At 57.2% G+C, this 23903-nt stretch carries 28 protein-coding genes, 1 tRNA gene and 1 riboswitch; of the genes, 19 read left to right on the plus strand and 10 right to left on the minus strand.

Going from position 1 to position 23903, the window contains the following annotated elements:
• Positions 1 to 218 precede the first annotated feature (218 nt).
• Entirely contained in the window at positions 219 to 665 is a 447-nt protein-coding gene (locus tag AC2FEE_RS09850) for a c-type cytochrome (protein ID WP_496864784.1), read from the plus strand.
• 50 nt (positions 666 to 715) lie between these two features.
• Here AC2FEE_RS09850 and AC2FEE_RS09855 read toward each other — a convergent pair whose 3' ends face one another.
• Positions 716 to 1324, minus strand: a complete 609-nt coding sequence (locus AC2FEE_RS09855) for a glutathione S-transferase (protein ID WP_496864785.1) — start codon at positions 1322 to 1324, stop codon at positions 716 to 718.
• A gap of 110 nt (positions 1325 to 1434) precedes the next feature.
• Positions 1435 to 1583: riboswitch (FMN riboswitch) on the plus strand.
• A gap of 72 nt (positions 1584 to 1655) precedes the next feature.
• Here AC2FEE_RS09855 and AC2FEE_RS09860 point away from each other — a divergent pair.
• From AC2FEE_RS09860 to cobO, 5 genes are all read left to right on the plus strand, one after another.
• Complete coding sequence (locus AC2FEE_RS09860) at positions 1656 to 2096, plus strand: 6,7-dimethyl-8-ribityllumazine synthase (protein ID WP_496864787.1); 441 nt, start codon at positions 1656 to 1658, stop codon at positions 2094 to 2096.
• Positions 2097 to 2190: 94 nt separating this feature from the next.
• Entirely contained in the window at positions 2191 to 3291 is a 1101-nt protein-coding gene (gene aroC / locus AC2FEE_RS09865; protein ID WP_496864788.1) for a chorismate synthase, read from the plus strand.
• Positions 3275 to 3949: an HD domain-containing protein gene (locus AC2FEE_RS09870; protein WP_496864789.1), complete on the plus strand. Its 675-nt coding sequence runs from the start codon at positions 3275 to 3277 to the stop codon at positions 3947 to 3949. Before aroC ends, AC2FEE_RS09870 begins: the two co-directional genes overlap by 17 nt.
• 32 nt (positions 3950 to 3981) lie before the next feature.
• Positions 3982 to 4917 carry a DMT family transporter gene (locus AC2FEE_RS09875; protein WP_496864791.1) on the plus strand — a complete coding sequence of 312 codons (936 nt, stop codon included), beginning with the start codon at positions 3982 to 3984 and terminating at the stop codon, positions 4915 to 4917.
• 57 nt (positions 4918 to 4974) lie between these two features.
• The gene (gene cobO, locus AC2FEE_RS09880) at positions 4975 to 5574 is read left to right on the plus strand and encodes a cob(I)yrinic acid a,c-diamide adenosyltransferase (RefSeq protein ID WP_496864793.1); all 600 of its coding nucleotides are present in this window, start codon (positions 4975 to 4977) and stop codon (positions 5572 to 5574) included.
• Positions 5575 to 5608: 34 nt separating this feature from the next.
• Here the strand turns inward: cobO and AC2FEE_RS09885 are convergent, their stop codons facing one another.
• The 5 genes from AC2FEE_RS09885 to AC2FEE_RS09905 form a co-directional block, all read right to left on the minus strand.
• Complete coding sequence (locus AC2FEE_RS09885; RefSeq protein WP_496864795.1) at positions 5609 to 5803, minus strand: hypothetical protein; 195 nt, start codon at positions 5801 to 5803, stop codon at positions 5609 to 5611.
• A gap of 194 nt (positions 5804 to 5997) precedes the next feature.
• Complete coding sequence (locus AC2FEE_RS09890; RefSeq protein ID WP_496864797.1) at positions 5998 to 7566, minus strand: alkaline phosphatase D family protein; 1569 nt, start codon at positions 7564 to 7566, stop codon at positions 5998 to 6000.
• 134 nt (positions 7567 to 7700) lie between these two features.
• The gene (locus AC2FEE_RS09895; RefSeq protein WP_496864798.1) at positions 7701 to 8066 is read right to left on the minus strand and encodes an SPW repeat domain-containing protein; all 366 of its coding nucleotides are present in this window, start codon (positions 8064 to 8066) and stop codon (positions 7701 to 7703) included.
• A 109-nt stretch (positions 8067 to 8175) separates the two neighbouring features.
• Entirely contained in the window at positions 8176 to 9126 is a 951-nt protein-coding gene (locus AC2FEE_RS09900) for an AraC family transcriptional regulator (protein ID WP_496864800.1), read from the minus strand.
• Between the two features lie 125 nt (positions 9127 to 9251).
• Positions 9252 to 10118: a branched-chain amino acid aminotransferase gene (locus AC2FEE_RS09905; protein ID WP_496864802.1), complete on the minus strand. Its 867-nt coding sequence runs from the start codon at positions 10116 to 10118 to the stop codon at positions 9252 to 9254.
• A 160-nt stretch (positions 10119 to 10278) separates the two neighbouring features.
• Here AC2FEE_RS09905 and AC2FEE_RS09910 point away from each other — a divergent pair, with 160 nt between their 5' ends.
• The 9 genes from AC2FEE_RS09910 to AC2FEE_RS09950 all read left to right on the plus strand — a co-directional run bounded on the left by AC2FEE_RS09910 (position 10279) and on the right by AC2FEE_RS09950 (position 17757).
• Positions 10279 to 10791 (plus strand): MarR family winged helix-turn-helix transcriptional regulator, encoded by a 513-nt coding sequence (locus AC2FEE_RS09910; protein ID WP_420585637.1) that lies wholly within the window; start codon positions 10279 to 10281, stop codon positions 10789 to 10791.
• The gene (locus AC2FEE_RS09915; protein WP_496864804.1) at positions 10788 to 11489 is read left to right on the plus strand and encodes a response regulator; all 702 of its coding nucleotides are present in this window, start codon (positions 10788 to 10790) and stop codon (positions 11487 to 11489) included. The genes AC2FEE_RS09910 and AC2FEE_RS09915 overlap by 4 nt, the downstream gene beginning before the upstream one ends.
• A gap of 27 nt (positions 11490 to 11516) precedes the next feature.
• Complete coding sequence (locus tag AC2FEE_RS09920; protein WP_496864806.1) at positions 11517 to 12443, plus strand: histone deacetylase family protein; 927 nt, start codon at positions 11517 to 11519, stop codon at positions 12441 to 12443.
• A complete protein-coding gene (locus tag AC2FEE_RS09925; RefSeq protein WP_058272726.1) occupies positions 12440 to 12682 on the plus strand; it encodes an exodeoxyribonuclease VII small subunit in 243 nt (80 codons plus the stop codon). Before AC2FEE_RS09920 ends, AC2FEE_RS09925 begins: the two co-directional genes overlap by 4 nt.
• Complete coding sequence (locus AC2FEE_RS09930) at positions 12683 to 13549, plus strand: polyprenyl synthetase family protein (RefSeq protein WP_496864808.1); 867 nt, start codon at positions 12683 to 12685, stop codon at positions 13547 to 13549. It begins immediately after the preceding gene.
• A gap of 16 nt (positions 13550 to 13565) precedes the next feature.
• On the plus strand, positions 13566 to 15494 hold the full coding sequence (dxs, locus tag AC2FEE_RS09935; protein ID WP_496864810.1) for a 1-deoxy-D-xylulose-5-phosphate synthase: 1929 nt from the start codon (positions 13566 to 13568) through the stop codon (positions 15492 to 15494).
• A 188-nt stretch (positions 15495 to 15682) separates the two neighbouring features.
• Positions 15683 to 15970: an Arm DNA-binding domain-containing protein gene (locus AC2FEE_RS09940; protein WP_496864811.1), complete on the plus strand. Its 288-nt coding sequence runs from the start codon at positions 15683 to 15685 to the stop codon at positions 15968 to 15970.
• Between the two features lie 213 nt (positions 15971 to 16183).
• Positions 16184 to 16522, plus strand: a complete 339-nt coding sequence (locus tag AC2FEE_RS09945; RefSeq protein WP_496864812.1) for a hypothetical protein — start codon at positions 16184 to 16186, stop codon at positions 16520 to 16522.
• A gap of 716 nt (positions 16523 to 17238) precedes the next feature.
• Positions 17239 to 17757: a DUF805 domain-containing protein gene (locus AC2FEE_RS09950; protein WP_496864813.1), complete on the plus strand. Its 519-nt coding sequence runs from the start codon at positions 17239 to 17241 to the stop codon at positions 17755 to 17757.
• Positions 17758 to 17928: 171 nt separating this feature from the next.
• Here AC2FEE_RS09950 and AC2FEE_RS09955 read toward each other — a convergent pair whose 3' ends face one another.
• Positions 17929 to 18276: a thermonuclease family protein gene (locus AC2FEE_RS09955; RefSeq protein WP_496864815.1), complete on the minus strand. Its 348-nt coding sequence runs from the start codon at positions 18274 to 18276 to the stop codon at positions 17929 to 17931.
• A gap of 188 nt (positions 18277 to 18464) precedes the next feature.
• On the opposite strand from AC2FEE_RS09955, the gene AC2FEE_RS09960 reads away from it, so the two are divergent.
• Positions 18465 to 19166 carry a VPLPA-CTERM sorting domain-containing protein gene (locus tag AC2FEE_RS09960; RefSeq protein ID WP_496864816.1) on the plus strand — a complete coding sequence of 234 codons (702 nt, stop codon included), beginning with the start codon at positions 18465 to 18467 and terminating at the stop codon, positions 19164 to 19166.
• 132 nt (positions 19167 to 19298) lie between these two features.
• Here the strand turns inward: AC2FEE_RS09960 and AC2FEE_RS09965 are convergent, their stop codons facing one another.
• On the minus strand, positions 19299 to 19979 hold the full coding sequence (locus tag AC2FEE_RS09965) for a hypothetical protein (protein WP_496864818.1): 681 nt from the start codon (positions 19977 to 19979) through the stop codon (positions 19299 to 19301).
• A gap of 223 nt (positions 19980 to 20202) precedes the next feature.
• Here AC2FEE_RS09965 and AC2FEE_RS09970 point away from each other — a divergent pair, with 223 nt between their 5' ends.
• Positions 20203 to 20496, plus strand: a complete 294-nt coding sequence (locus AC2FEE_RS09970; RefSeq protein ID WP_496864820.1) for an HGGxSTG domain-containing protein — start codon at positions 20203 to 20205, stop codon at positions 20494 to 20496.
• Between the two features lie 359 nt (positions 20497 to 20855).
• On the opposite strand, the gene AC2FEE_RS09975 is transcribed toward AC2FEE_RS09970, so the two are convergent.
• Positions 20856 to 20999 (minus strand): hypothetical protein, encoded by a 144-nt coding sequence (locus AC2FEE_RS09975; RefSeq protein ID WP_496864821.1) that lies wholly within the window; start codon positions 20997 to 20999, stop codon positions 20856 to 20858.
• Between the two features lie 472 nt (positions 21000 to 21471).
• On the opposite strand from AC2FEE_RS09975, the gene AC2FEE_RS09980 reads away from it, so the two are divergent.
• Both AC2FEE_RS09980 and AC2FEE_RS09985 read left to right on the plus strand, forming a co-directional pair.
• Complete coding sequence (locus AC2FEE_RS09980) at positions 21472 to 21819, plus strand: hypothetical protein (protein ID WP_496864823.1); 348 nt, start codon at positions 21472 to 21474, stop codon at positions 21817 to 21819.
• Positions 21820 to 22181: 362 nt separating this feature from the next.
• Positions 22182 to 22928 carry a dienelactone hydrolase family protein gene (locus tag AC2FEE_RS09985; RefSeq protein ID WP_496864824.1) on the plus strand — a complete coding sequence of 249 codons (747 nt, stop codon included), beginning with the start codon at positions 22182 to 22184 and terminating at the stop codon, positions 22926 to 22928.
• A gap of 865 nt (positions 22929 to 23793) precedes the next feature.
• Here the strand turns inward: AC2FEE_RS09985 and AC2FEE_RS09990 are convergent.
• Positions 23794 to 23869, minus strand: a tRNA-Thr gene (locus AC2FEE_RS09990).
• Positions 23870 to 23903 lie beyond the last annotated feature (34 nt).

The following is a 23903-nucleotide window of genomic DNA, read 5'->3' on the forward strand; positions in this document are numbered from 1 at the left end:
TCAGGATCGGCAATCAACCCGTCACAGGTCGTGTGATTTGCAAAATTCTGACCTATTTTCGCCATGCAATTTTCCACTTTCGGAAAATCCGTGACCGGGAAAAAACTGAGTTGAAAATAGATATTTTATAGAGCCTTACGCTGGTTTGATTTCGATTGCACTTTTAACGGGAATCAAGGAAGGCCCGATTAATTCCCAACCTCAGCAGGACGCCTTCGATGCAAAAACTTATTCCAACAGTGTTGACCCTTATGATTGCCCTTACGTCACAAGCTGTGGCGGCTGGTGATCCAGCCAAAGGCGAAAAACTTTATAACCGCTGCTCTTCTTGCCACGCGATCATCAAAGATGGTGAGGTTTTGGTCAAAGGCGGCATCACCGGGCCGAATCTCTATGGCGTCGTGGGCCGCGTCGCCGGAGCCGAAAATGACTATCGCTATGGCAGCGAGCGCCTTCCCGTCGGCATGTTTACCGATGACATGATCCGCGCCGGCGACGAAGGTCTGGTCTGGACTGAAGAAAATATCTCCGCCTATTCGCAGGACCCGATCGGGTTTATTCAGGAGTACCTGGGTGACGAAACCGCGCGCCCGAACATGAGTGTGAAACTGAAAAAAGGCGCTGACGACATCGCTGCCTATCTCGCCACGTTCAACGCGCCCTGATCGACCATGCGCTGGCCCTGGCTGTCACGGCCAGCGCACCGGAAACCGGGTCAACCCTCCGGGCGGGTCGCTACCATGCTGGGCCGTGCGTTGAACGCGGCAAACCACTCACTCAGCGCATCATTGTCCTTGCGCCAGCCCCGCGCATCGTGGCGCAGGTCCAGATAGGCCAGCGCACAGGCCACTGCCACCTGCCCCATATCCAGCGGGCCCGACAGATGCGCCATCCAGCGCTGGTTCAGCGCGGCACAGGCCCGTTCGATCTTACCCCATTGCGCATCCAACCACGTATCCCACTGCTTGTCCTCGGGGCGCAGGCGCGCCTCGTAGGCCATCCCCACCGCCGAATCCAGAATGCCGTCAGCCATCGCCTCCAGCGTCAGCACATCCCAGCGCCCGGGCCCGTCAGGATACATCCCCGTCTTGGCGCGCGCGTCCAGAAAGGCGCAGATCACGCGGCTGTCGAACAGGGTCGGGCCATCTGGGCGCTCCAGCGCGGGAATGCGCCGCAGCGGCACCTTGCCTTGCAACTCGTCCGCAGGAGCCAACGGGGTGGTGGCAATGGTCATCACCTCGACATCCTTAAGCTGGCCGGTTTCTTGCAGCAAAACCATCACCTTGCGCACATAGGGCGAGGTTGGGCTGTGATAGAGTTTCATTCGCGCTCTCCTTGGTTGCAGCGACCTTACAGGACGGCCGTGGAAACAAAACCCGTCAATTGCCGGGCGCGAATCCTCTTGCAGAAGTGAACGCGCCTTGGCAAATTCCACCCTGTTCTCAGGGCGGGGCGAAATTCCCCACCGGCGGTATGCGGGCCACGACCCGTAAGCCCGCGAGCGGCCCCGTTGATCGGGGTGACAAGCAGATCTGGTGAGAGGCCAGAGCCGACGGTTACAGTCCGGATGAAAGAGAACGTGCAGCGTGCCGGTTATGCGGCGCGTCTGCTCGTGATCGCCTTGGGTGACGTGTCTGTTACGAAAGGAGATCATGATGACACACACCCGCTATGCCTTTGTCAAAGCCAACTGGCATTCCGATATCGTCGACCGCGCGCTGGACGGTTTCTTGGAGCGCATTCCCACCGGGCAAGTCGATGTTTTCGACGTCCCCGGCGCGTTCGAAATGCCGCTGATCGCACGCGATCTGGCCCAAACCGGCCAATACGCAGCCGTCGCCTGTGCCGCTTTTGTGGTGGATGGCGGCATCTACCGGCACGATTTCGTTGCCCAAGCCGTGGTCGATGGCCTGATGCGTGCCGGAATGGACACGGGCGTTCCCGTCCTCTCGGTCTCGCTGACCCCGCACCAGTATCAGGAAACCGATCACCACAACGCCATCTACCGCGCGCATTTCGTAGAAAAGGGGCGCGAGGCTGCACAAGCAGCACTGAAAATCACCGAAACCCGCGCCGCTCTGACCCGTGCGGCATAGGCACACCTGGTTGGGGCACCCCTGCCCCAACCGCAAATCCGCTTGAGGCTGCCGGCCTTGCCCGCTAATCACGTCGCGCAAAGGAGCACGCCCCATGTCGATGAACAGCTTTGGACACCTCTTCCGCGTCACCACCTGGGGCGAAAGCCACGGGCCCGCCTTGGGTGCCACCATTGACGGCTGCCCGCCGGGCGTCGCGATTGACGAAGCGATGATCCAACACTGGCTGGACAAGCGCAAACCGGGGCAGAACAAGTTCACCACCCAGCGGCGTGAAGCCGATGCGGTGAAAATCCTGTCCGGTGTGTTCGAGGGCCAAACAACAGGGACCCCCGTGCAGCTGATGATCGAGAACACCGATCAACGCTCGAAAGACTACGGCGATATCATGGACAAGTTCCGCCCGGGCCACGCCGATATCACCTATTGGCAGAAATACGGCATCCGCGACTATCGCGGCGGCGGGCGTAGTTCGGCCCGCGAGACCGCCGCACGGGTTGCCGCAGGTGGGTTGGCCCGAGAGGCGATCAAGCAGATCGCGCCGAATGTTCAGATCACCGGCTACATGACCCAGATCGGCCCGCACAAGATCGACCGCGCCAATTTCGACTGGTCCCAGATCGAGCAGAACCCATTCTGGACCCCGGACGCCCAAGCCGCCGGGGGCTGGGCCGCGTATCTGGACGATCTGCGCAAGTCCGGCAACTCGGTCGGCGCGGTGGTCGAAGTCGTGGCCCGCGGTGTTCCAGCCGGACTTGGAGCACCGGTTTACGCCAAGTTAGACACCGATCTGGCCGCCGCGATGATGTCGATCAACGCCGTAAAGGGTGTCGAGATCGGCGAGGGCATGGCCGCCGCCGAACTGACAGGCGAAGCCAATGCTGACGAGATCTTCATGGGTCAGGACGGCCCGCAATACAGTTCCAACCACGCAGGTGGCATTCTGGGCGGCATCTCGACCGGACAGGACGTTGTGGTGCGGTTTGCAGTGAAGCCGACCTCGTCGATCCTGACCACCCGCAAAACCATCACCAAATCAGGTGAGGAGACCGAAATCATCACCAAAGGCCGCCACGACCCCTGTGTTGGTATTCGCGCGGTGCCGGTGGGTGAGGCGATGATGGCCTGTGTGATCCTCGACCACCTGCTGCTGCACCGTGGCCAGATCGGAGAGAACCGTGGACGGATCGGCTGATCTGCGCTCGCGCCTGCGCGCGGTGGTCGCGCAGCGGATGGAGACCGATCCTGCGCATGACCTGGCCCATCTGGACCGTGTCTGGGTGAATGCTCAGAACATTGCCGATGAGGCAACGGACCGATCCGTGTTGCTGGCCGCCAGTTATCTGCATGATCTGGTCAATTTGCCGAAAGACGACCCCGAACGCCATCTGGCCTCGCGCAAGTCGGCGCAGGATTCAGAGCCTATCCTGAGGGAACTGGGCTACAACGAGACCCAGATCAACGCGATTCAACACGCCATCGAAGCGCATAGCTTCTCGGCAAATATCACCCCCGAAACGCCCGAGGCCTGCATTCTGCGCGATGCCGATCGGCTGGATGCACTTGGTGCCATCGGGGTGGCACGAAACTTTTCCGTCTCGGGCGCGCTGGGGCGCACGCTTTATGATGCGGCTGACCCTTTCGCCGCAAACCGTCCTCTGGAGGATCTCCACTATTCGATCGACCACTGGAAGGTGAAGCTGTTGAACCTTCCGGATGACATGCTGACAGGCGCGGGAAAGCGGATCGCCAAGAAGCGCGTTCAGCGTATGATCCGTTTCCTTGAGGAGTTTGCAGAAGAGATCGGCAGCCCGCTGCCTCAATCCTGGGTGACCCACCGTTCGGACCGTTGATCTTTCTTAGGTAAAAGCGCAGGGTCGCGCCGATGGCAAAACCCTTAACATCGCATCGACCGGTTCTGGCCGTATCGCTGAAACTCAGCGCGCTGGTGCTGTTCACGGCGATGCAGGCGCTGGTCAAAGCGTTGTCGGTCGACTTCCCACCCGGAGAGATGGTTTTCTTCCGCTCACTCTTTGCGGTTCCGGTGATCATCGGCTGGCTGGTGTACCGGGGTGAATTGGCGCAGGGACTGGTGGTCAAGAAACCCATGGGGCATTTCTGGCGCGGCGTTCTGGGCACCAGTGCCATGGGCCTGACCTTTACCGGTCTCAGCTTGCTGCCCCTGCCCGAGGTCACAGCGATTGGCTATGCCACGCCGATTTTTACCCTGGTTCTGGCCGCGGTCATGCTGGGCGAACGTATCCGCATGATCCGCATCGGCGCGGTCGCCATCGGTCTGCTGGGGGTGCTGATCATGATTTGGCCACGGCTGGGCGGCAACAACATGGGCACTGCGGCCACCATCGGCGCGCTCTGCGTGCTGGCAGCCACCATCGCGCGGGCTTTCGTGCAAATCCACATCCGGCAATTGGTGCAGGTCGACCATCCCGCTGCTGTCGTCTTTTATTTCTCGCTGACCGCCACGCTGTTATCATCGCTGTCGGCCTTTTGGGGATGGACAATGCCGACGTTGGAACAGGCTCTGATACTGGCTTGTATAGGGCTGATCGGCGGCGTGGCGCAAATCCTGGTGACCTCATCCTATCGTTTTGGGCAGGCGTCAATGCTGGCGCCTTACGATTACACGACCATGCTGTTCGCCATTGTCATTGGCTATATGTGGTTCGATGAATTGCCGACCCTTGTAATGTTGGGCGGTGCGGCGCTGGTCATTGCAGGCAACGTGCTGGTCATTCTGCGCGAACGGCAGTTAGGCGTGGATCGGGGCAAGGACAAGTCGGCCCCGGACCCGAAAACCTGATCTTTACCTTTGGCAAACTTCGCTTAGGTTGGGCGCAAATCAGGAAAGGTTCCGCGCATGAGCGACGCACAAGATCACAAGGAAAAGATGCAGAAGGTGCAGGCCCAGCACCGCAAAAGGGTCTCCGATGCTGTCGATCCGGACCGCGGGCTGGTTCTGATCAACACCGGCAAGGGCAAAGGCAAGTCCTCGGCCGCGTTTGGCGTGGTGATCCGGGCGCTGGGCTGGGGCCAGAAAGTTGCCGTGGTGCAGTTCATCAAGGGCAAATGGAAAACCGGCGAGCGGCGCTTTTTCGAAGAACGCGATTTGGTGACCTGGCACACGATGGGAGAAGGCTTCACCTGGGACACGCAGGACAAAGAACGTGATATCGCCGCAGCCAATGCCGCCTTTGACAAGGCCCGCGCCCTGATGGCCAGTGGCGAGTATGATCTGGTGGTTCTGGACGAGATCAACATCGCCCTGCGCTATGAATACCTGTCGGTGGATCAGGTGATCGACGGACTGAATGAACGATCCAACAAGACCAGCGTGTTCCTGACGGGACGGGATGCCCCGCAGGCGCTGCGGGACTATGCCGATCTGGTCACCGAAATGACCGAAGAAAAACACCCGTTTCAAGCCGGCATCAAAGCCCAGCGCGGTGTGGATTTCTGAAGTTTTGAGTCTGAACAGCCCCATTTCGGGGCTGTTACCCCGCCGGAGTTTCATTGAGATACCGAACCGATCCGCGACGGCTTGCGGCGCTGGCTGGCAGAATTTCCGGTAGCTGGTTCTCTGATTTGGGGGTCTTGTCGACATAGGCACAAAAATCATCGTCGCAGCAGCAACCACAAGCGGTGGCTGCCTCGTGCCGTGCCATGATTTCGTCCAGCGGATCACCCATGTCTTACCTCGATCATTCGTTTTCGAGGCGGCGGCGGGCTCTCACCATTTCATGCGCTAAGCCCGCAAACCGCCTCGAAACCCTGTGCCGGATACTAGCGCATCCGGCTTTATGCATTATCTGACTATTTTAGTCGGGAATTTCAAGGATAAAATGCCCCAAAAGCACTCTCTGGGGCACAGCGTGCCAGGAGATCAGATTCCTTGCGGTTGCGGGTCCAGTGTTACCGACCACAACTCGGTATCTGCGCGATCCATCAGGCGCACGGTCATCTGCTGGGTCGCCCCATCAATATCAGCCAGACCAAAGAATTGCAGGCCCGCACTGGGCGGCAGGTTGGCGCCTTGCTCTTTGGTTGGTGCTTTGACGAATTTCACCTGCGGCCCGAAAGTGCCGTCCAACGCATTCGGGCCGAATGTTCCTGCGTGCAGCGGGCCGGAGACGAACTCCCAGAACGGGTTAAATTCCTGGAATTGAGCCTTGTTGGGGTCATAATAGTGCGCCGCAGTATAGTGCACGTCTGCCGTGAACCAGACTGTGTTGGTGATGTCTTCAGTCTTGATGAAGCGCAGCAGATCAGCAATCTCCAACTCGCGGCCCTTTGCCGGGCCATTATCCCCGTTCGAGATTGCCTCGGCCCCCTTCTGTTCCTTCCACCGGTCCCAAACGATCAGACCAACCGGCATGTCGGAAGCGATCACCTTCCACGTGGCCGGAGACGCAGCTAGCTCGCGCTTGAGCCAAGCCAGCTGCTCGGCCCCCAGAATGCGGGACTGATCGGTGATTTCACCCTCCATCGACGGCCCGTTTGGCCCGCGATAGCTGCGCAAGTCCAGAAAGAACACGTCCAGCATCGGCCCGTAGGAAATCTTGCGATACACGCGCCCCGGCTCGGCTGGCGTGATCCGCAGCGGCGTCATCTCGTGGAACGCACGACCCGCGCGCGATTGCAGGACATGCACCGATTTCTCGGTATAGCGGTCGTCCGAGATCAGGTCCTTGGCGTCCGACCAGTTGTTGACGACCTCGTGGTCGTCCCACTGGAAGAAGGTCGGACAGACGGCATTCATCGCACGCACATGCTCGTCCATCATGTTGTACTTCCACTGGGCACGGAACTCGTTCAGAGTTTCGGCCACCTTGCGTTTCTCGTCAATCAGGGTGGAGTTCTTCCAGATCAGTTGACCGTCTTTCTCGACCTCGTCCTGCATCGGGCCGTCGGCATAGACCGTGTCGCCCGAGTGGATAAAGAAATCTGGTCGATGATGTGACATGGTCGCATAGGTGCGCATCCCTTCGTCATCGATGCCCCAGCCCTGCCCCGCCGTATCACCCGACCAGGCAAAACGGATATTGCGACGCTCGGATGGTGCGGTTCGGAATTGGCCAATAATAGGCTCTGATACGACGTTGATGTCGCTCAGATCGGCGGCCACGAAACGGTAGAAGATATCCTGATCCGAGGGCAGTCCTTCGATCAACCGCTTCACTGCGAAATCGTTGTTCGGGATGGCGTCCATCGGAGGCAGCTTGCGAGCGTCCGCAAAGCCCTCGGTAGTCGACACCTCCATCATCACCCGGGCCGGACGGTCCGTGCGGGTCCAGATCATGCCCGAACTCATGTCGACATCGCCCGACTGCACGCCGTGTGTAAACGCGGGGCGGGATGAGGCACGGCTGATCGCAGGCATCGACAGTGATGCGGCAAAGGCGGTGCTGCCTGCCAGAAAGGCGCGGCGGTTGGGGCGAAGGATTGGGGTCATTGGGGGCTCTCCTGTCTGGTGACCATTGTGGGCCACGCGATTGGTGAGCGGCAGTGAGCCGCCTGTTTGTAAAACAAGCGGCTCAGATTCTTGAAAGTATCACGATGATTTTGTGACACCTGTGGACAATATGCTCAGGCAACCACACCCTGTTCCGGCGTGCTGAGCGATATGACAGCGACCACCGCCGCGCCGTTCAACCAGTAGTATATCGCATCCAGGCCCGAGAACCCAAACAGGCTCGGCGCGGCCAGAAACACGACACCGACCAGCAGATCAACGGCAAGATGGAACTTGTAGGGCAGCACCCGCCAGACGCCGAGATGGTGATCGGTCAGCACGGTCAGCACAAGGGCCGCGACGCCGGTGACTACGGAAAGCCACAAGGCCATGGGATTGGATTGACCCAACCCCAGAACAAAGGGCAGCCCCATCAGGGCAAGGGCGACCGGGTAATCCAGATAGGCGTGTATGGTGCGGTTAACGAAACGAACGGACATTGAAATTTCCTTTCCTTGCTTGGCATGACCCCAAACTAGGAAAGAGCATTCGAACGCTTAATCCCGGATCGTTCGTGAAATTATGCAGATCGTTCAGAATTGGGTCGGATCAGTGCATGGCCCGATACGCCGCAGGGGACAGGCCGATTTGTTTCTTGAACACGCGGGAAAAAGCAGCCTCTGACGCATAGCCGACCTCGGCCGCAGCGTCGGCCACATTCCAGCGGCTTTCGGTCAAGCCGTGGCAGGCGATCTGCATCCGCCAGTCGGTCAGATATTGCATGGGGGTGGTGGCCATCTTCTCGGCAAAAAGCTGAGCAAAGGCGGTGCGCGACATACCGGCTTCCCGGGCCAGCAATTCAACACTCCATTCCTGAGCCGGGGCCTGATGGAACGCGGTCAGCGCGCGGGATATCCGCGGATCAGCGAACCCGGCCAGGGCGGTTTCGCTGGGGCTTTGATGTTCAAGATGGGCGCGGATGGCCTGTGCGAACAGCACCTCGGACAGTTTCAGGGCGATCAGGTCGCCACCGATCCGGGCACCGCTGATCTCGGACCCGATCATGCGCAGTGTAGCCTCGATCCAGGCTCCGGCCTCTTCACCGTAGTTCTCGATTAGAATGTAGGGCGGCAGACGGTCAATAAGCATATGCCCCGTGCCCTGCCGCCCGGGCGGGCCAGTGAAGGAGAAATGACCGCAGATGAGCTGCGTATCTCGGCTCTTGTCCTCTCCACCATAGATCAGCACGCCATCACCCTGATACCCGGCGTCATCCAACACCTGCTCCAACGGCAAGGCGTCCAGCGGTTTGACCTCATTGCACAGCAGCGCATGGGCCGAACCATGCGGGATCAGGATCAGGTCGCCCTGCCTTAAACGCATTGTTTCCCCAGTGTTAGAGACGAAAATCTTCAATTCTCCGCGCTGAACGAAGTGAAACCGGGCCACATTTTCAAAGGCAGGGACCTGGATCCCAAATGGTGGCGTGAAAGAGGTGCGGAAATAGAACGTGCCCCGCAAGGACAGGCGGGTGAGGATATCGCTGAGTAGGTCCAACATGGGATTAACCTATCCTCAGTTGTGCGTTCGTCCAGCCAGCTGAACGATCTGCACAAAAGTTTGAACGACAGGCAAAGAAAAACCCCCGCTTTTGGCGGAGGTTTAAGAAGCTGTGGCTGCGCGGATCAGGCGCGCACGAGCGCCTCGTACTCGGCGGCGATCTCGCGGGTCAGGTCTCCGACTTCGAAGGTATAGTCGCCGATCTGCCCAACCGGGGTAACCTCGGCGGCTGTACCGGTCAGCCAACACTGTTCAAAATCAGCCATCTCCTCGGGCTTGATGCGGCGTTCGTGCACGGTGATGCCCTTGTCTTTCAGCATCTGGATCACGGTCTGGCGGGTGATGCCGTTCAGGAAGCAATCGGCCAGCGGCGTGTGCACCTCACCATCCTTGACGAAAAACACGTTGGCTCCGGTCGCCTCGGCCACGTAACCACGCCAGTCCATGAACAACGCGTCCGAGCAGCCTTTGGCCTCGGCCTTGTGCTTCGAGATAGTGCAGATCATGTAAAGACCCGCCGCCTTGGCGTGGACCGGGATGGTTTCCGGGCTGGGGCGCTTCCATTCTGCGATGTCCAGCTTAGCGCCCTGCATCTTGGCGTCGCCGTAATAGGCACCCCAGGGCCAGACTGCGACAGCCATCCGCACCGGGTTCCGGGCCGAAGCCACACCCATATCCTCGCCCGAGCCGCGCCATACCAGCGCGCGAACATAGGCATCTTGCAGACCGCTGGCTTTCAACGCCTCTTCCTTGGCCGCTTCGATCTCATCGACAGAATAGGGCATCGGCATGTCCAGCGCCTCGGCCGAGGCAATCAGACGTTCGGAATGCTCGCGGCTTTTGAAGATCTTGCCGTTATAGGCGCGCTCACCCTCGAACACGGATGAGGCGTAGTGCATCGCATGCGTCAGGATGTGCACATTGGCGTCGCGCCAAGGGACCAGTTTTCCATCCAACCAGATGGTGCCATCACGATCATCATACCCCGCCATGCGAAACCTCCAGCCTCGGGTTGAATTTTCCGATTATTGCGCCAATTAAGTCCGATGCGGACATAAAGTTGCGCAGAAACTGCGATTCGATACCTGTCCACTCTTGGAATGTCAACAACGCTGACATAAAGTCGGTCCCGAGTAACGAACGAGGCAAACCATGTCGGATACGCGCCCCGCACAAGTCTTTGGCGGTGAAAGCCTTTTGTTTCTGACCGACGAACAACTGCGGCAAGGCATCGAGGCGATGTTTTTTGCCTATCGCGGATTCACCGCAGACCCCGATCGCATTCTGGCGCAGATGGCTTATGGCCGCGCGCATCACCGGGCCGTACATTTCATCAACCGCGCGCCGGGGACTACGGTAAACAACCTGCTGGCTATACTGGGAGTGACGAAGCAATCGCTGAACCGGGTGCTGCGGACCTTGATCGAGGATGGCCTGGTTGAAAGTCGCGTAGGCACGGTGGACAAGCGCGAACGCCATCTGTTTCTGACCGAAAAAGGCAAGACGCTTGAGGCCAAACTGTCCGAAGCCCAGCGCGTGCGAATGCGCGCGGCGTATAAAGATGCAGGTCCCGAGGCCGTGTCAGGATTTCGTAAAGTGCTTGAAGCGATGATGGATGCTGATATGCGTCATGCTTACACAAAACTGCGGGATACCACCTCATGAGCGATATGGACGCCCATCTGCTGATCGTTGACGACGATGAGCGTATTCGTGATCTGCTCAAGAAATTCCTGATGCGGAGCGGCTTTCTGGTGACCGCCGCCCGCGATGCGGCCCATGCGCGCCGGGTATTGTCGGGGCTGGACTTTGACATGATCGTTCTGGACGTGATGATGCCTGGCGAAGATGGCGTAAGCCTGACGCGGACGCTGCGCGAAACCCATACCACACCGATCCTGCTGCTGACCGCACGGGGCGAGACCGAACACCGCATTGCCGGGCTTGAGGCCGGGGCGGACGACTATCTGGCCAAGCCGTTCGAACCGAAAGAGCTGCTGCTGCGGATTAACGCGATCCTGCGGCGGATGCCGGAAACACCGGCGCAGGACACCGCGACCAAGATATTGAACCTCGGCCCGATCCGCTATGACGTGGAACGCGGCGAGATGTGGCAGGGCGAAGAACCCGTGCGGCTGACCGCCACCGAGAGCCAGCTGATGAAGATCTTCTCGGCCCAGCCGGGCGAGCCGATCAGCCGCGCCAAGCTGGTTGAGGATTTGGGCCGCGACAAGGGACAGGCACAGGAGCGCGCGGTGGATGTGCAAATCACCCGCCTGCGCCGAAAGATCGAACAGGACCCCAAGCAGCCACGGTATCTGCAGACAGTGCGCGGCGCCGGATATATGCTGGCGCCGGATTGATCTTAGCCAGATGAACAGGGGATCGTGATGAAAACTGCCCTTATGACTCATGCAGATTGTTTGGGTCACGTTACGCCCAATGGCCATCCAGAGCGAGTGGCACGGCTGGAGCATATCCTGCATTCGCTTGAGGGGCTGGACCTGAACCGGGTGACGGCGCCTCTGGCAGCAGATGATGATCTGTTGCGGGTACATCCGGAAAGCTACATCCGGGACATTTGTAGCGCGCGTCCAGTCGATGGGTTCGCCCAGATTGATGGGGATACGTTCATGTCTCCGGGCTCGGTGGATGCGGCCTATCGCGCCGCCGGGGCTGTGGTGCGGGCGGTGGATATGGTGCTGGGCGGAGAGGCTCCGAATGCGTTTTGTGCGATCCGGCCTCCGGGGCATCATGCCGAAACCGACACCGCTATGGGGTTCTGCCTGTTCGGCAATGCGGCACTGGCGGCGAAACATGCGCTGGATCATCACGGGTTGAATCGGGTCGCCGTGGTGGATTTCGACGTGCATCACGGCAATGGCACGCAAGACTTGCTGTGGGAGGAGAAACGCGCGCTGGTGATAACCAGCCAACAGATGCCGTTGTGGCCCGGATCGGGGCGTCCGGACGAGACCGGCGCGTATGAGACTATTCTGAACATCCCCCTGGCCCCAGGTACGGGCGGGGCCGAGATGCGCGCGGCCTATGAAACGCTGGCTTTCCCGCGCCTGCGCGCATTCAAGCCGGAACTGATCATCCTCTCGGCCGGGTTTGACGCCCATCAGGACGATCCGCTGGCCAACCTGAACTGGTCCACCAGTGATTTCGCCTGGGTCACGGCCGAACTGTGCAAGATTGCCGATGAAGTTTGTGAGGGACGTATCGTCTCGACTCTGGAAGGCGGGTATGATCTGAACGCACTGGCCGAGGCCACACGCGCCCATGTGGAAGAATTGATGAAGGCAGCCCGATGACCGATACCCCCGTTGATCAGATGACATTCGAACAGGCGATGAAAGAGCTGGAGGCCGTGGTCGGCCAGCTGGAACGCGGTGACGTGGCGCTGGACCAATCCATTGCGCTATATGAACGCGGGGCGGCGTTGAAAAAGCGCTGTGAAGATGAGCTGAAGCGGGCCGAGGAAAAGGTGGCCGCCATTACTCTGGACGCCAATGGTCAGCCGACCGGGACGACGCCTGTCGAAGGTCAGTAAATGTTTCGCGAAATGCTAGCGCAGGATGCAGCGCGGATTCAGGATAAGTTCAATCTGGTTCTGGGCGCGCTGGTTGATGCGGATGTGACCCAGGCTATGGCCTACGCCACCGAAGGCGGCAAGCGGTTGCGCGGGTTCTTGGTGCTGGAAAGCGCGCGCCTGCATGGTGTCGACGCAGACCGTGCGATCTGGCCCGCCGTGGCGATTGAGGCACTGCACGCCTACTCGCTGGTGCATGACGATCTGCCCTGTATGGATGACGATGAGCTGCGTCGCGGACGCCCGACCGTGCATGTGAAATGGGACGAAGGCACCGCCGTTCTGGCCGGGGATGCGCTGCAGACTCTGGCCTTTGAACTGTGTACCCGCCCCGAGGTCGGCAATGCCGAGGTCCGCGCGGACCTGGCCCTGACACTGGCCAAGGCCAGCGGGGCGCAAGGCATGGTGCTGGGGCAGGCGTTGGATATTGCGGCGGAATCGGCTGCCACTCCGCTGACGCTGGCAGAAATCACCCGCCTTCAGGCCGGTAAAACCGGTGCCCTGATCGAATGGTCCGCCTGTGCGGGGGCTCGGCTGGCGCAGGCTGATCCGGCCCCGTTGCGCCAATATGCCCAAGCTCTAGGTCTTGCTTTTCAGATCGCGGATGACATCCTTGATGTGGAAGGTGATGCCGAAAAGGCCGGGAAACGCCTGCAAAAGGACGCCGAGGCCGGTAAGGCCACGTTTGTTTCTTTGCTGGGGCTGGACGCGGCAAAGGTCCGTGCCGTAGAGCTGATTGATCAGGCCTGCACCGCACTGGATGGGTACGGACCCTCGGCTGAAACCTTGAAGGACGCTGCCCGCTTCGTTATTGCCCGGGACAGCTAAGCCAGGAACGCGCCACATGTCTGACCGCCCGAACACGCCCCTGCTGGATCTTGTGAACCGCCCTGCGGATCTCAAGCAGTTCTCGGACGCACAGCTGCATCAGGTGGCGCAGGAATTGCGGGCCGAGACGATTTCGGCCGTGTCGGTCACCGGCGGGCATTTGGGGGCAGGTCTGGGCGTGGTCGAACTGACCACTGCGCTGCATGCCGTGTTTGACACACCACGCGACAAGATCATCTGGGACGTCGGCCACCAGTGCTATCCGCATAAAATCCTGACCGAGCGGCGTGATCGTATTCGCACCCTGCGTATGAAAGACGGCCTGAGCGGCTTCACTAAACGCAGCGAGAGCCCATATGACCCGTTTGGCGCGGCGCACAGCTCGACCTCGATCAGCGCCGCTTTGGGCTTTGCAGTCGCTCGCGATTTGGGCGGCGTCACGCCCGAAGGTCTGGGCGATGCGATTGCGGTGATCGGCGATGGTTCGATGTCAGCCGGCATGGCCTTTGAGGCGATGAACAACGCGGGCCATCTGAGGAAACGCCTTATCGTCATCCTGAACGACAATGAGATGAGCATCGCCCCCCCGGTCGGCGCGCTGTCCAGCTATCTGTCGCGGATTTACACCGAGGCCCCGTTTCACGACCTGAAAGCCGCCGCCAAGGGGGCCGTGTCGCTGCTGCCCGAACCTTTCCGCGAAGGGGCGAAACGTGCCAAGGAAATGCTGAAAGGCATGGCCGTGGGCGGCACGCTGTTCGAAGAGCTCGGCTTTTCTTATATCGGCCCCCTCGACGGCCACGACATGGACCAGTTGCTACCGGTACTGCGTACGGTCAAGGCGCGAGCGACCGGTCCGATCCTGATCCATGTGCTGACCAAGAAAGGAAAAGGCTACGCCCCTGCCGAGCAGGCCCGGGACAAAGGCCATGCGACAGCCAAGTTCGACGTGGTGACGGGCAAGCAGCAAAAAGCCCCTTCCAACGCACCATCTTATACCTCTGTCTTCGGCAATACGCTTGTCGAAGAAGCCGGGCGCGATGACAAGATCTTGGCCGTGACCGCTGCGATGCCCGACGGCACCGGGCTCAACCTGTTCGCAGAGCGGTACCCCTCGCGCTGTTTTGACGTGGCGATTGCCGAACAGCACGGCGTAACCTTCGCCGCGGCGCTGGCGGCCGGGGGGATGAAGCCGTTCTGCGCGATGTATTCCACTTTCCTGCAGCGCGGTTACGATCAGGTGGTTCATGACGTGGCGATCCAGCGCCTGCCGGTGCGTTTTGCCATCGACCGCGCAGGGCTTGTGGGTGCCGATGGGGCGACCCATGCGGGGTCTTTCGACATCGCCTATCTGGCCAACCTGCCCGGCATGGTCGTGATGGCTGCAGCGGATGAGGCGGAGCTGGTGCACATGGTGGCCACTGCCGCTGCCCATAATGAAGGCCCCATAGCTTTCCGCTATCCACGCGGTGAGGGCGTGGGCGTCGACTTGCCCGAACGCGGTGAGGTGCTTGAAATCGGCAAAGGCCGCATGATCCAGAAAGGCGCGCGGGTAGCGTTGCTGTCCTTTGGCACCCGTCTGGCCGAAGTGCAAAAGGCAGCCGAGGCGCTGTCAGCCCGCGGGATAACCCCGACCATCGCAGATGCCCGCTTTGCCAAACCGCTGGACCGCGAATTGATCCTTGATCTGGCGACGAACCACGAGGCCCTGATTACCATCGAAGAAGGCGCGATTGGCGGTTTCGCTAGCCATGTGGCGCAACTGCTGGCGGATGAGGGCGTGTTTGATCACGGGCTGAAATACCGTTCGATGGTGTTGCCGGATATCTTCATCGACCAAGCCAGCCCGGCGGATATGTACGCTGTCGCGGGTATGAACGCCGAACAGATCGAAGCCAAGGTGCTGTCGGTTCTGGGCGTGACAACCATCGGTGAAAAACGCGCCTGAGCGTTGGCAATTTCACCAATCGGGATAAACGTGGTGCTTCAAGAGGGCATCTAATCCTTGTTTCAGGGTGTTTCACCGTATCCCAAAAATTCACGAAATAATTGATTTTCAGTGATTTTTCTATGTCACTGTGTTCCACTGTGCCCCACCATATACTATATGTAGAGGGTGGATAGAGAGGTGGATAAGTGTCACTCCCTTTACACAAGCTCAGCGCTGCAACTCTAAGGTCGGCGTCGCCGGGGAAATACTCTGACGGCGGTGGGCTGTGGTTTCATCGACGTGAGGACGGCGGGGCGCAATGGTTCCTCCGTGTCACTGTGCACGGTCGCAGTCGTGAAATGGGTCTGGGCTCATTTCCTGAGGTATCGCTTAAGGAGGTCCGCCAGGAGGCCGAGAGCTGGCGGTCTGTCGCCCGCAAGGGCATTGACCCGATCAAAGAGCGGGAACGCCTCAAGCGCGAAGAAGTGAGCTAGCTGCATCTGTTGAAAGACGTAGCTGAAGACGCATTCGAAAGCCGCAAGGCCGAGTTAAAGGGCGATGGCAGGGCAGGTCGCTGGTATTCGCCTCTGGAACTGCACGTTCTCCCCTAGCTTGGCAAAGTGCCTGTTGTCGAACTGGATCAGAAAGACATCAGAGACACGCTGGCTCCCCTTTGGCACGACAAAGCGGACACGGCGCGAAAAGCCATGAACCGGCTGTCAATTGTGGTGCGCCACGCTGCCGCTCTAGGCTTGTATGTGGATCTACAAGCCACAGACAAGGCAAAAGCCCTTTTTGGAAAGCCGCGCCACAAGCCGCAGAACATCCCTGCGATGCCGTGGAGTGAGGTTCCAGCCTTCTATCAAAGCTTGGATGGCGGTACGACGACCGAACTTTCTTTACGCCTTTTGATACTCACAGCGGTTCGGTCTTACCCGTTGCGAAACCTTCACTTGGACCAGATTGACGGCCATGTTTGGACCATTCCGGCAGAGGCGATGAAAGGACGCAGGGATGCGACCGAGGAATTCCGAGAGCATTGCTGAGTTCGAAGCGAGGCTTGAACGTGTAAGCCAGCTAAGTCCGGAAGAGGCAATAGGTCAAAACGAGGTACAAAAGTGGGGTAGTTAATCGGCACTTTTTTACTTGTTGAAATCGCTAATCCCCATCAGGCGCGCCGCGTTTTCTTGGTACCCGCTGGCTCTGTTCGAAATGTGTCTGAAAGATTAATTCCAACACATACGGGAATCCCCCAATACCGCGAACACGCACAGTTCGTTAATTTTGGGTCAACGGAGCAACCACACACAACTCCGAGACCCCCAGAGCTTGAGGGGCTGGCTTTACCCCCTCGTCCAGCCCCTCGTTCCACCCATCACATCATTCCTGATATGACAGGCAGCTCCGGTTGTCGGCGGCAGCTTGGTCTAAATGCAACCTGTTAACCAATTCAGGTACACTCGCTATTTTTGGGGAGGCCTAAAAAAAATAGATACGCCCCAAAACCGTGGAAAGCGGCTATTCTTGAGCTTTTCAAATGGGAGATTGCCATGCTCTGTCCACTTGCAACGTTTGAAGCAGATTCAGTCGCGTTGCCGCAAAACCAATTGAAGAAATTACTAGCGCTGGAAGATGAACTGGACGTCGTTCTCGTCGCAGTGCAGACTGGCTAGTCTTCCAGAAGTCGCTACCTTTGTCTTGACCGGCGGTGCCAACCGCGCATCTTAGTTTAAACTGACATATTGAAACTTAAGGATATTCAATGAGTGCGTTTACTGACTCAGTCTCAACATGCTTTTCGAAATATGTGACTTTTAGTGGTCGCGCAAAACGCCCAGAGTACTGGTGGTTTGTCCTATTTGCAGTTCTAGGAAGCATCATTTTTTCGATACTTGATAGTATCTTTTTTGGACGTGAAGTCGGAACAGAGGTCTCGATTCAGCCTCTGTCGACATTCTTCTCGCTAGTGATTTTCTTACCGATGCTGGCGGCTGGATGGCGGCGTTTACACGATACGGGTCGACCGGGCTGGTATTTGTTACTCCCGATAGCTGTTTCTCTAGTCATTACACTAGGGATGGTGCTGGGCATCTTGGCGTTTTCGGCAACAGACCCAACAACCAGCAATCCTGAAGAACTTGGTGCCTCAGTGGCCGTAATTGGCCTTGGTGGTGTGGCAGTCGCGGTACTTGTACAGTTGGCGTTGGCAATCCTGATGATTTGGTGGCTCAGCCGTCCAACGCAAGAACAGGAAAACAAGTACGGCCCGGTCCCAGATTAAGTAACCAACTCCTTAAGGCGTTAGTGGGCCTTGGTGTATATTGAAGTGGCCACGCCTAACGCGTTCATACCATTTTGTCGCTAAAATAGGCCACTGTGTACGATGGAGCTAACACCTCCAAAGCTTTTAGTACTGTTGATTTGAAGTGCGTGACCTCCAACGACCTGTCCTTCATGCATTACAATAACTCGCCCTTTTGAGCCATGATTTAGCCACTGACGCCTCCAAAAACCTGTATCGACCCCCAGAGTACCTACGGCAGTCTAAAGCGTGTCCTGCGGCGATTACAGCCGCCCCCACGTTCTGTTCATCGGCATAGCAAACCCCCACCCAGCGGTCATGAGTGCGTTCGCCATTCAGTTCGCATGAGATTGACTTGTCGCGCGGATAACTCACCATCCAGCGCTTAGCATCTTGCCCGAATCTTGTGTCGAGTTCAGGGGCATCTACCGCGTTCAACCGCACAGGGGTGCCGTCGACAACGACTGTATCGGCGTCTCTGACGTAGAGGGCCAGCATGTGCGCTGGTGGCGGTAATTACTAAAACAGTCAGAAATCTTACCATGTGGGTAATATAGGAACTCAACGTCAACACTTCGCGCTCGAACGCAATAACGAACGCCCGTCCACATCAGGCTGGGCTCGTTTTGTCGAATTTAGGAACAGTGCTACCCTACGTCTATTAGTTGATTCTTTTGGGGGTAACGATGCGCATTTTTCTTGCGGCGATAGCCTGTTTACTCGCGACCAATGCGGGGGCTCTAACGGTCACTTTCGATCACAACCCGACCGGTGAAACAGCCGGAGGTGACACCATTGTGGGTGAAAGCCAGGGGTTTCACTATCTCTATGATTTAGACTACCTGAGTGGGAGACATGTCGCCCTGCACGATGATAGCGGGATTTTGGAGACTGCCATTTACGCCCAGAATGGGGCGCATTTCACTCCGCACGATATTGACTTAACGGGATACTCGCGCATTGAAATGACCGGAGATGGCGCGGCCAGAGAATTTGACGGATCGCCAGAAGTCAATCAGTGGGCGAAGTCAGGAGTCCCGCCAATCCCGTATCTGACTTTTACCGGCTTAAGAGACGGTCACGAGGTTGCAAGCCAAGTTTGGGATATATTGGGGACGAGCAACATGGCATTTTCCAGCGCGTTCTCTAACATTGACCGCCTGCTGGTCAGTCTTAGTGTTCCCCAAACCTTTGTAATTGGCATAGAACCGAGTGATATCCTTCAACCGAACACAGCGTGGTGCTTCTTCTGGTGCGCGGAATACCAAATGGACAACCTGGATGTGACATTGAATCCGTCACCGGTTCCACTCCCAGCGTCCCTGCCCCTCATGTTGGTCGGGCTGGCCGGGATTGGGTTTGTCGCTCGCAGAAAGCGCGTCCTGTAGAGGGTTAGAACCGCACCATTTAGGGTTATCGGTGTGTTCCCTAAGCCCATTACCTGAACTCCGGGGTTCCCGTCTCAAGACTGTGTCAGCAACAAATGACGCCATGTTGGTTAACGGACGGCAAATCTGGGATTACCCTCCAAGGTCACGTCGCGAAACCGTCAGTTCGTCCATAACGTAGAAACGGTTTGGGTCCGAAGAGGCGGTCACAGAGATATCTACGAAACCCTCGTTTTGCAGTGTCCCGTCGAGTTCTCTCAGGTCTGCTTCTGCAAATCCTGAATCCAACGATGTGTCGCCAAACATTGCGAGGCGGTACACCATGTTTTCTGGAAACAGGGAAATTAAGACAGTGTGACTGTCACCAATGCTGTAGCTGCCGACTGGAGTGTCGAACATCAACACTTGGCCGTTGTCGAACACTACTCTGCCAAAGTATCCCCCCACTACGCCGCTATCTATTATCATTCCCCCGGCATCGAGGAACTGCCCCTGCCACCTGATGTAGATTGGCGCAGTGTCGTCGTTTATGGGCGACGTTCTGAAAATGATGTGGTCCCCGGAAATGTCTGTAGCAGGGGGTCGCTCGCGAAAATTGAGGGAGAGGTCGCCTTCAATTGCGTCGGCTGTCCCGACAAAGAAGAACTCATCTGACCCTACGCTGATGCTGTCGCCTGGAGGGGGCCCGGGCGGGTTTGACAGCGGCGACTGGCCGGGCGTTCCATTCTCGAAATTTGCATGGAAAACATCGCTGCAGGCGGACAGACTGAAAACAGACCCAAGCAAAAAAGCAAATACTGAATCGAATTTCATTGGGGTGGCTCCAATTACAAATTGGCATGAAGCGAATGCAGAAAGCCTAACCGAAATAATCGTCGCCGCCAAGAATCCCACAGGCGAAGTTGCCAATTCAGAGAACACCTCACCCCCCCTTTTTTTGCAATTGTACCGTGTCTGTTTTTGCTTTGTATGGGGTAATATGACACCTTTTTCATTGAGAATGATGGAGGCAGGAACAGCGAGGGCAGGCAAGAGTATGGAAAGCAACGCGAAGGTCCAGTGCTGCGGTGCAAACACGGCCGATGGCCCGTGTCAGCGGTTGCCAATCAACGGTACTGGCCGCTGCCGCCTTCACGGTGGCGCATCCACCGGCCCAAAGACGGCAGAAGGCCGCAAGCGTATCTCTGACGCACAAGTTGCCCGTTGGGGTCCGGTGTTGGCGGTGGCGCTGGCTACGCAACGACTGGGGATCGACAGGGGGCTGGCATGGCGGCTTTGTTGCAATGGCAGAGTGCTATTTCTGGACCGGCAACCTAGGGAACCGGATTAAGCGGGCGCACGCGATGCTGCGCCGTGTAAAGCTTGGAACATGGGTGTGCCGGTGGTGTGGTGATGAATTGTCGGACTATCGCAGAACTGATGCTCAGTATTGCTCTGAGGGGTGCAGAAAGCGCGCTGCAAGGGAGCGCAGAAATGCCCGAATGGAAATGGGTAGACGCCAAGTTTTGCAAGGAAGGCTGTCGTAAGATGGCGGCATGGAAACGACGTCCAAAGTAGAGTGAAGTAGAGGGCTCTAAGAGCCTAGCTGTTCAGACGCCTGCGCGCGACCAAGCCAAGTCCTGTCAGGCACATTAAAGCCATTCGGACGAATCTGCAGCCGCCATACGCTATCACTGCCCTGTGGGGCGCTTATTCCGTAGCGGCGGGTGCGGTTTCCGTATCAGCAGCTGGTGCGGTTTCTTCGGTAGCTCCATCCTCGCCACCTGACCTCACCATGAAGATAGCCAAGACAACGACAATCACGGCAGCAATTATCATGTAGTTTCTGTTCATATCCATTCTCCCTGAATGGCGGGCAATACCCACGGCGAAAGGTTATCACGGATTTAAGCCACGGCCTGATTGTCATGTGCCACGTTGAATAGCTGCTCGTATTGATCCACAGCCGCAAGATATTCGTCCAACTTCCGACCCTCATCCGTATCCGGTTCAGATCCCCACAGGTATTAAATTTCGCGAAGTGCGGCGCGGTACTCGGTCGGAGTGCGGACAATGGTCATGGCAATGCCTCTAAGAAGAAATCAATTCTGAGTGCATACCTGAAAATACGCGGTTCTGATAGGCGGTTGTAACTGCTCATCAGCCTGTATTTGTACGGCTGATATGCATACCGAGTGTAGCAAATGCAGCAGGCCCTGGGCGCTGATTTCGTTTTTCTATGTGCATAGAAGGTTTGTGGGCTTCATGGTTTACAGAGCCGCGCGCGATAGGTAACCCTAACCTTATAGTTTGGGAAGTTTCAGCATTGAAGAAAGCCCCGACAGTCGCTGCCTTGTTCGTTGTCGCCGTACTCACCGCCATTATTGTACGCAGTGATTTTAAGTCAGATGAAGCGAAACGCGAGGCAAACGAAGCTGCCCAGATTACGCAGCTCGCTAAGGAAAACTACGTCAAACACCTCTCCCTTGAGGGCTTGAAGGAACAACAAAACGAAGTTTTGGCGGATTGCATGATTGAGAAACTTACTCCCTTTGGACGGAGACCTATGACATTGGCAACGTCCGAGAGGGACGCAAAAACTGCCATGCTTGCAGGTGGTCGTAACCCAGTCGATGACGATTGTTTAGCCCGAGCGATTAGCGAAATAGATTGAAGCGAGGCCATATTTTTCTATTGGAAATGTGACCTTCATTGAATCGTAGAAGGACAAGCGCAAAGTTCGGGGATGAACCCTTTTCCAGCTTAAAGCCGGACACCCCTGCTACATCCCCTCTCCGGCCCTGATAATATAGGTGGCAGGGAAAACTGGGCGCACGGCCCCGGTTTGCTATAAAAGCCTGCGAATATCTAACGGAGGACGCGCAATTGCCATCAAGTCAGGGCAATAGAGCCACAATCATTGGGGGATTGATTGCGGTTTTTGTGACAGTGGTTCTGTCAGCCCCTGCTTATTCACAGGATCACGGCTTACACAATAGCTCGAAAGTGTTCTCAGCCCCTGCAGATCTCTCTTGGATGGATTGGGATGATCCGGACGAGTTGGAACGAACATGGCGCGCCGCCATCGTTCGAGTTCCTGTCGGAGACGGACAATCCAAACAGGTGACAACTGATGACCTGCGGGGGCAGAATACCGGCATCCAACGAAGGCTACCAACAATCATTTACTTGCACGGCTGTAGCGGAATTTGGCCTGGCACTCACAGACGAATAAAGTTCTTGTCCGACAACGGATATCTGGTGATTGCACCGGCCAGTCTAGCAAGAGAAACATATCCCCGGTCCTGCAATATAGAAACACGTGAAGGCAGCTTGTTCCGAGGTACCCTGGTGTTACGCCGAAACGATGCGGGGTATGCAATCGAAATGGCGCGGCAACTTTCCATTGTCGACGGCAGCAACATTGTCCTGATGGGGTTCAGCGAAGGTGCCGTAGCCGCTGTAAGCTTTGAAGCCCAAAATGAACAACAGCGCGTGAAGGCCAGGGTTTCGGAGGGCTGGACATGTCATACGCCTCTTCCGGAAGCCCGAGGGGTTAATGCCCCGGAAAGTGAACCCGTTCTAACCCTCGTTGGCGAGCGAGACCCCTGGTATCAGAATCAATGGAATGAAGGCGACTGTTCGGAGTTTTTGAGTTCCCAAAATGGCAGCAAATCCATTGTGTACAGGGATGAGGATTTAGCTGGCGAGCACGGATTACTAGAATTTGAACGAGCTCAACAGGACGTGCTTGAATTCCTGAGGGAGAATTTGGATTTCTGAAAGCGCGTGACTAAAATCTGATGCGGTCGGAACTGACGCCGACGCAGATGGCCGAGCATCTGGTGAAGCGGAAAGCGCTTTGGGTGGCAAGGGGGGATAGTGTTGCAAGTCGCAACACAAACCCCGGCAGACCGAAAGGCTTTGATACCGACACAGCCGAAAAAACGGGTGTGAATCGGTCAACTGTTTATCGCGCTGTATCCCGCGCTGAGGGTGTCACACAGGAAGCCAGAGACGCCAATTACTCGTTTCCCCTCTCAGGGGAATTCCGATTTTGATAGGGCGCATGGATACAAGAATTAGGGTGCGCTCACCACAAGCGCACCCCAGATTCAGGGATGAAAATGAAAACCTGCGCTCTCAAAACACCATGAGCGCCAACTCGTTAACTTCTCTCAGATTACACGGTTCGGTTAAGGAGGTCAGTGACGTGGGTCACGTAGACAGCATACAATCGATTGTTTGAAGGGCAGCTTTATCGAGGCAGGAACGCGGGGGTCAATCGATATCAACGAATTGAAAGGTGTTCTAAGCGCTCAAGCAATTGTTGATGGACTGAATATGAGGTTTTCTCAAACCTCTCATTATTGAAATCTAACTCGCTAGCCTGTCCCCCATTTGTCCTCCAAAGACGATGGAATGTCCGGTCTTGCGCGTGATGGCTTTATGTGAGCGCGTCTAGTACTCTAATATTATTAAGGAAAAAGTGGTGATCCGTGCAGGTTTCGAACCGGCGGCCATACATCGCTCAATGCGAGCGAAAAAAAAATTGGTCACTCAAACTAAGTTGGCTGGCTAATCTGGTGGATAGAATGGGGTCAAATTAGGCCAACTATCTGATTATATTTCACTATTTATGGATATTTGGTGCCTCAAGAGGGACTCGAACCCCCGACCTTGTCCTTACGAAGGACCTGCTCTACCAGCTGAGCTATTGAGGCAAGCGATGGACCGTTTAAACGGTCGAAGTAGCGC

The sequence above is a fragment of the Ruegeria sp. YTSC199 genome (genome assembly GCF_059609725.1).

Bases quoted from the DNA above. Each gene is read 5' to 3' on its own strand.
- AC2FEE_RS09850 (WP_496864784.1), top strand. From the start codon at position 219: ATGCAAAAACTTATTCCAACAGTGTTGACCCTTATGATTGCCCTTACG.
- AC2FEE_RS09855 (WP_496864785.1), bottom strand. From the start codon at position 1,324: ATGAAACTCTATCACAGCCCAACCTCGCCCTATGTGCGCAAGGTGATG.
- AC2FEE_RS09860 (WP_496864787.1), top strand. From the start codon at position 1,656: ATGACACACACCCGCTATGCCTTTGTCAAAGCCAACTGGCATTCCGAT.
- aroC (WP_496864788.1), top strand. From the start codon at position 2,191: ATGTCGATGAACAGCTTTGGACACCTCTTCCGCGTCACCACCTGGGGC.
- AC2FEE_RS09875 (WP_496864791.1), top strand. From the start codon at position 3,982: ATGGCAAAACCCTTAACATCGCATCGACCGGTTCTGGCCGTATCGCTG.
- cobO (WP_496864793.1), top strand. From the start codon at position 4,975: ATGAGCGACGCACAAGATCACAAGGAAAAGATGCAGAAGGTGCAGGCC.
- AC2FEE_RS09885 (WP_496864795.1), bottom strand. From the start codon at position 5,803: ATGGGTGATCCGCTGGACGAAATCATGGCACGGCACGAGGCAGCCACC.
- AC2FEE_RS09890 (WP_496864797.1), bottom strand. From the start codon at position 7,566: ATGACCCCAATCCTTCGCCCCAACCGCCGCGCCTTTCTGGCAGGCAGC.
- AC2FEE_RS09895 (WP_496864798.1), bottom strand. From the start codon at position 8,066: ATGTCCGTTCGTTTCGTTAACCGCACCATACACGCCTATCTGGATTAC.
- AC2FEE_RS09900 (WP_496864800.1), bottom strand. From the start codon at position 9,126: ATGTTGGACCTACTCAGCGATATCCTCACCCGCCTGTCCTTGCGGGGC.
- AC2FEE_RS09905 (WP_496864802.1), bottom strand. From the start codon at position 10,118: ATGGCGGGGTATGATGATCGTGATGGCACCATCTGGTTGGATGGAAAA.
- AC2FEE_RS09910 (WP_420585637.1), top strand. From the start codon at position 10,279: ATGTCGGATACGCGCCCCGCACAAGTCTTTGGCGGTGAAAGCCTTTTG.
- AC2FEE_RS09915 (WP_496864804.1), top strand. From the start codon at position 10,788: ATGAGCGATATGGACGCCCATCTGCTGATCGTTGACGACGATGAGCGT.
- AC2FEE_RS09920 (WP_496864806.1), top strand. From the start codon at position 11,517: ATGAAAACTGCCCTTATGACTCATGCAGATTGTTTGGGTCACGTTACG.
- AC2FEE_RS09925 (WP_058272726.1), top strand. From the start codon at position 12,440: ATGACCGATACCCCCGTTGATCAGATGACATTCGAACAGGCGATGAAA.
- AC2FEE_RS09930 (WP_496864808.1), top strand. From the start codon at position 12,683: ATGTTTCGCGAAATGCTAGCGCAGGATGCAGCGCGGATTCAGGATAAG.
- dxs (WP_496864810.1), top strand. From the start codon at position 13,566: ATGTCTGACCGCCCGAACACGCCCCTGCTGGATCTTGTGAACCGCCCT.
- AC2FEE_RS09945 (WP_496864812.1), top strand. From the start codon at position 16,184: ATGAACCGGCTGTCAATTGTGGTGCGCCACGCTGCCGCTCTAGGCTTG.
- AC2FEE_RS09950 (WP_496864813.1), top strand. From the start codon at position 17,239: ATGAGTGCGTTTACTGACTCAGTCTCAACATGCTTTTCGAAATATGTG.
- AC2FEE_RS09955 (WP_496864815.1), bottom strand. From the start codon at position 18,276: ATGCTGGCCCTCTACGTCAGAGACGCCGATACAGTCGTTGTCGACGGC.
- AC2FEE_RS09960 (WP_496864816.1), top strand. From the start codon at position 18,465: ATGCGCATTTTTCTTGCGGCGATAGCCTGTTTACTCGCGACCAATGCG.
- AC2FEE_RS09965 (WP_496864818.1), bottom strand. From the start codon at position 19,979: ATGAAATTCGATTCAGTATTTGCTTTTTTGCTTGGGTCTGTTTTCAGT.
- AC2FEE_RS09970 (WP_496864820.1), top strand. From the start codon at position 20,203: ATGGAAAGCAACGCGAAGGTCCAGTGCTGCGGTGCAAACACGGCCGAT.
- AC2FEE_RS09975 (WP_496864821.1), bottom strand. From the start codon at position 20,999: ATGAACAGAAACTACATGATAATTGCTGCCGTGATTGTCGTTGTCTTG.
- AC2FEE_RS09985 (WP_496864824.1), top strand. From the start codon at position 22,182: ATGGATTGGGATGATCCGGACGAGTTGGAACGAACATGGCGCGCCGCC.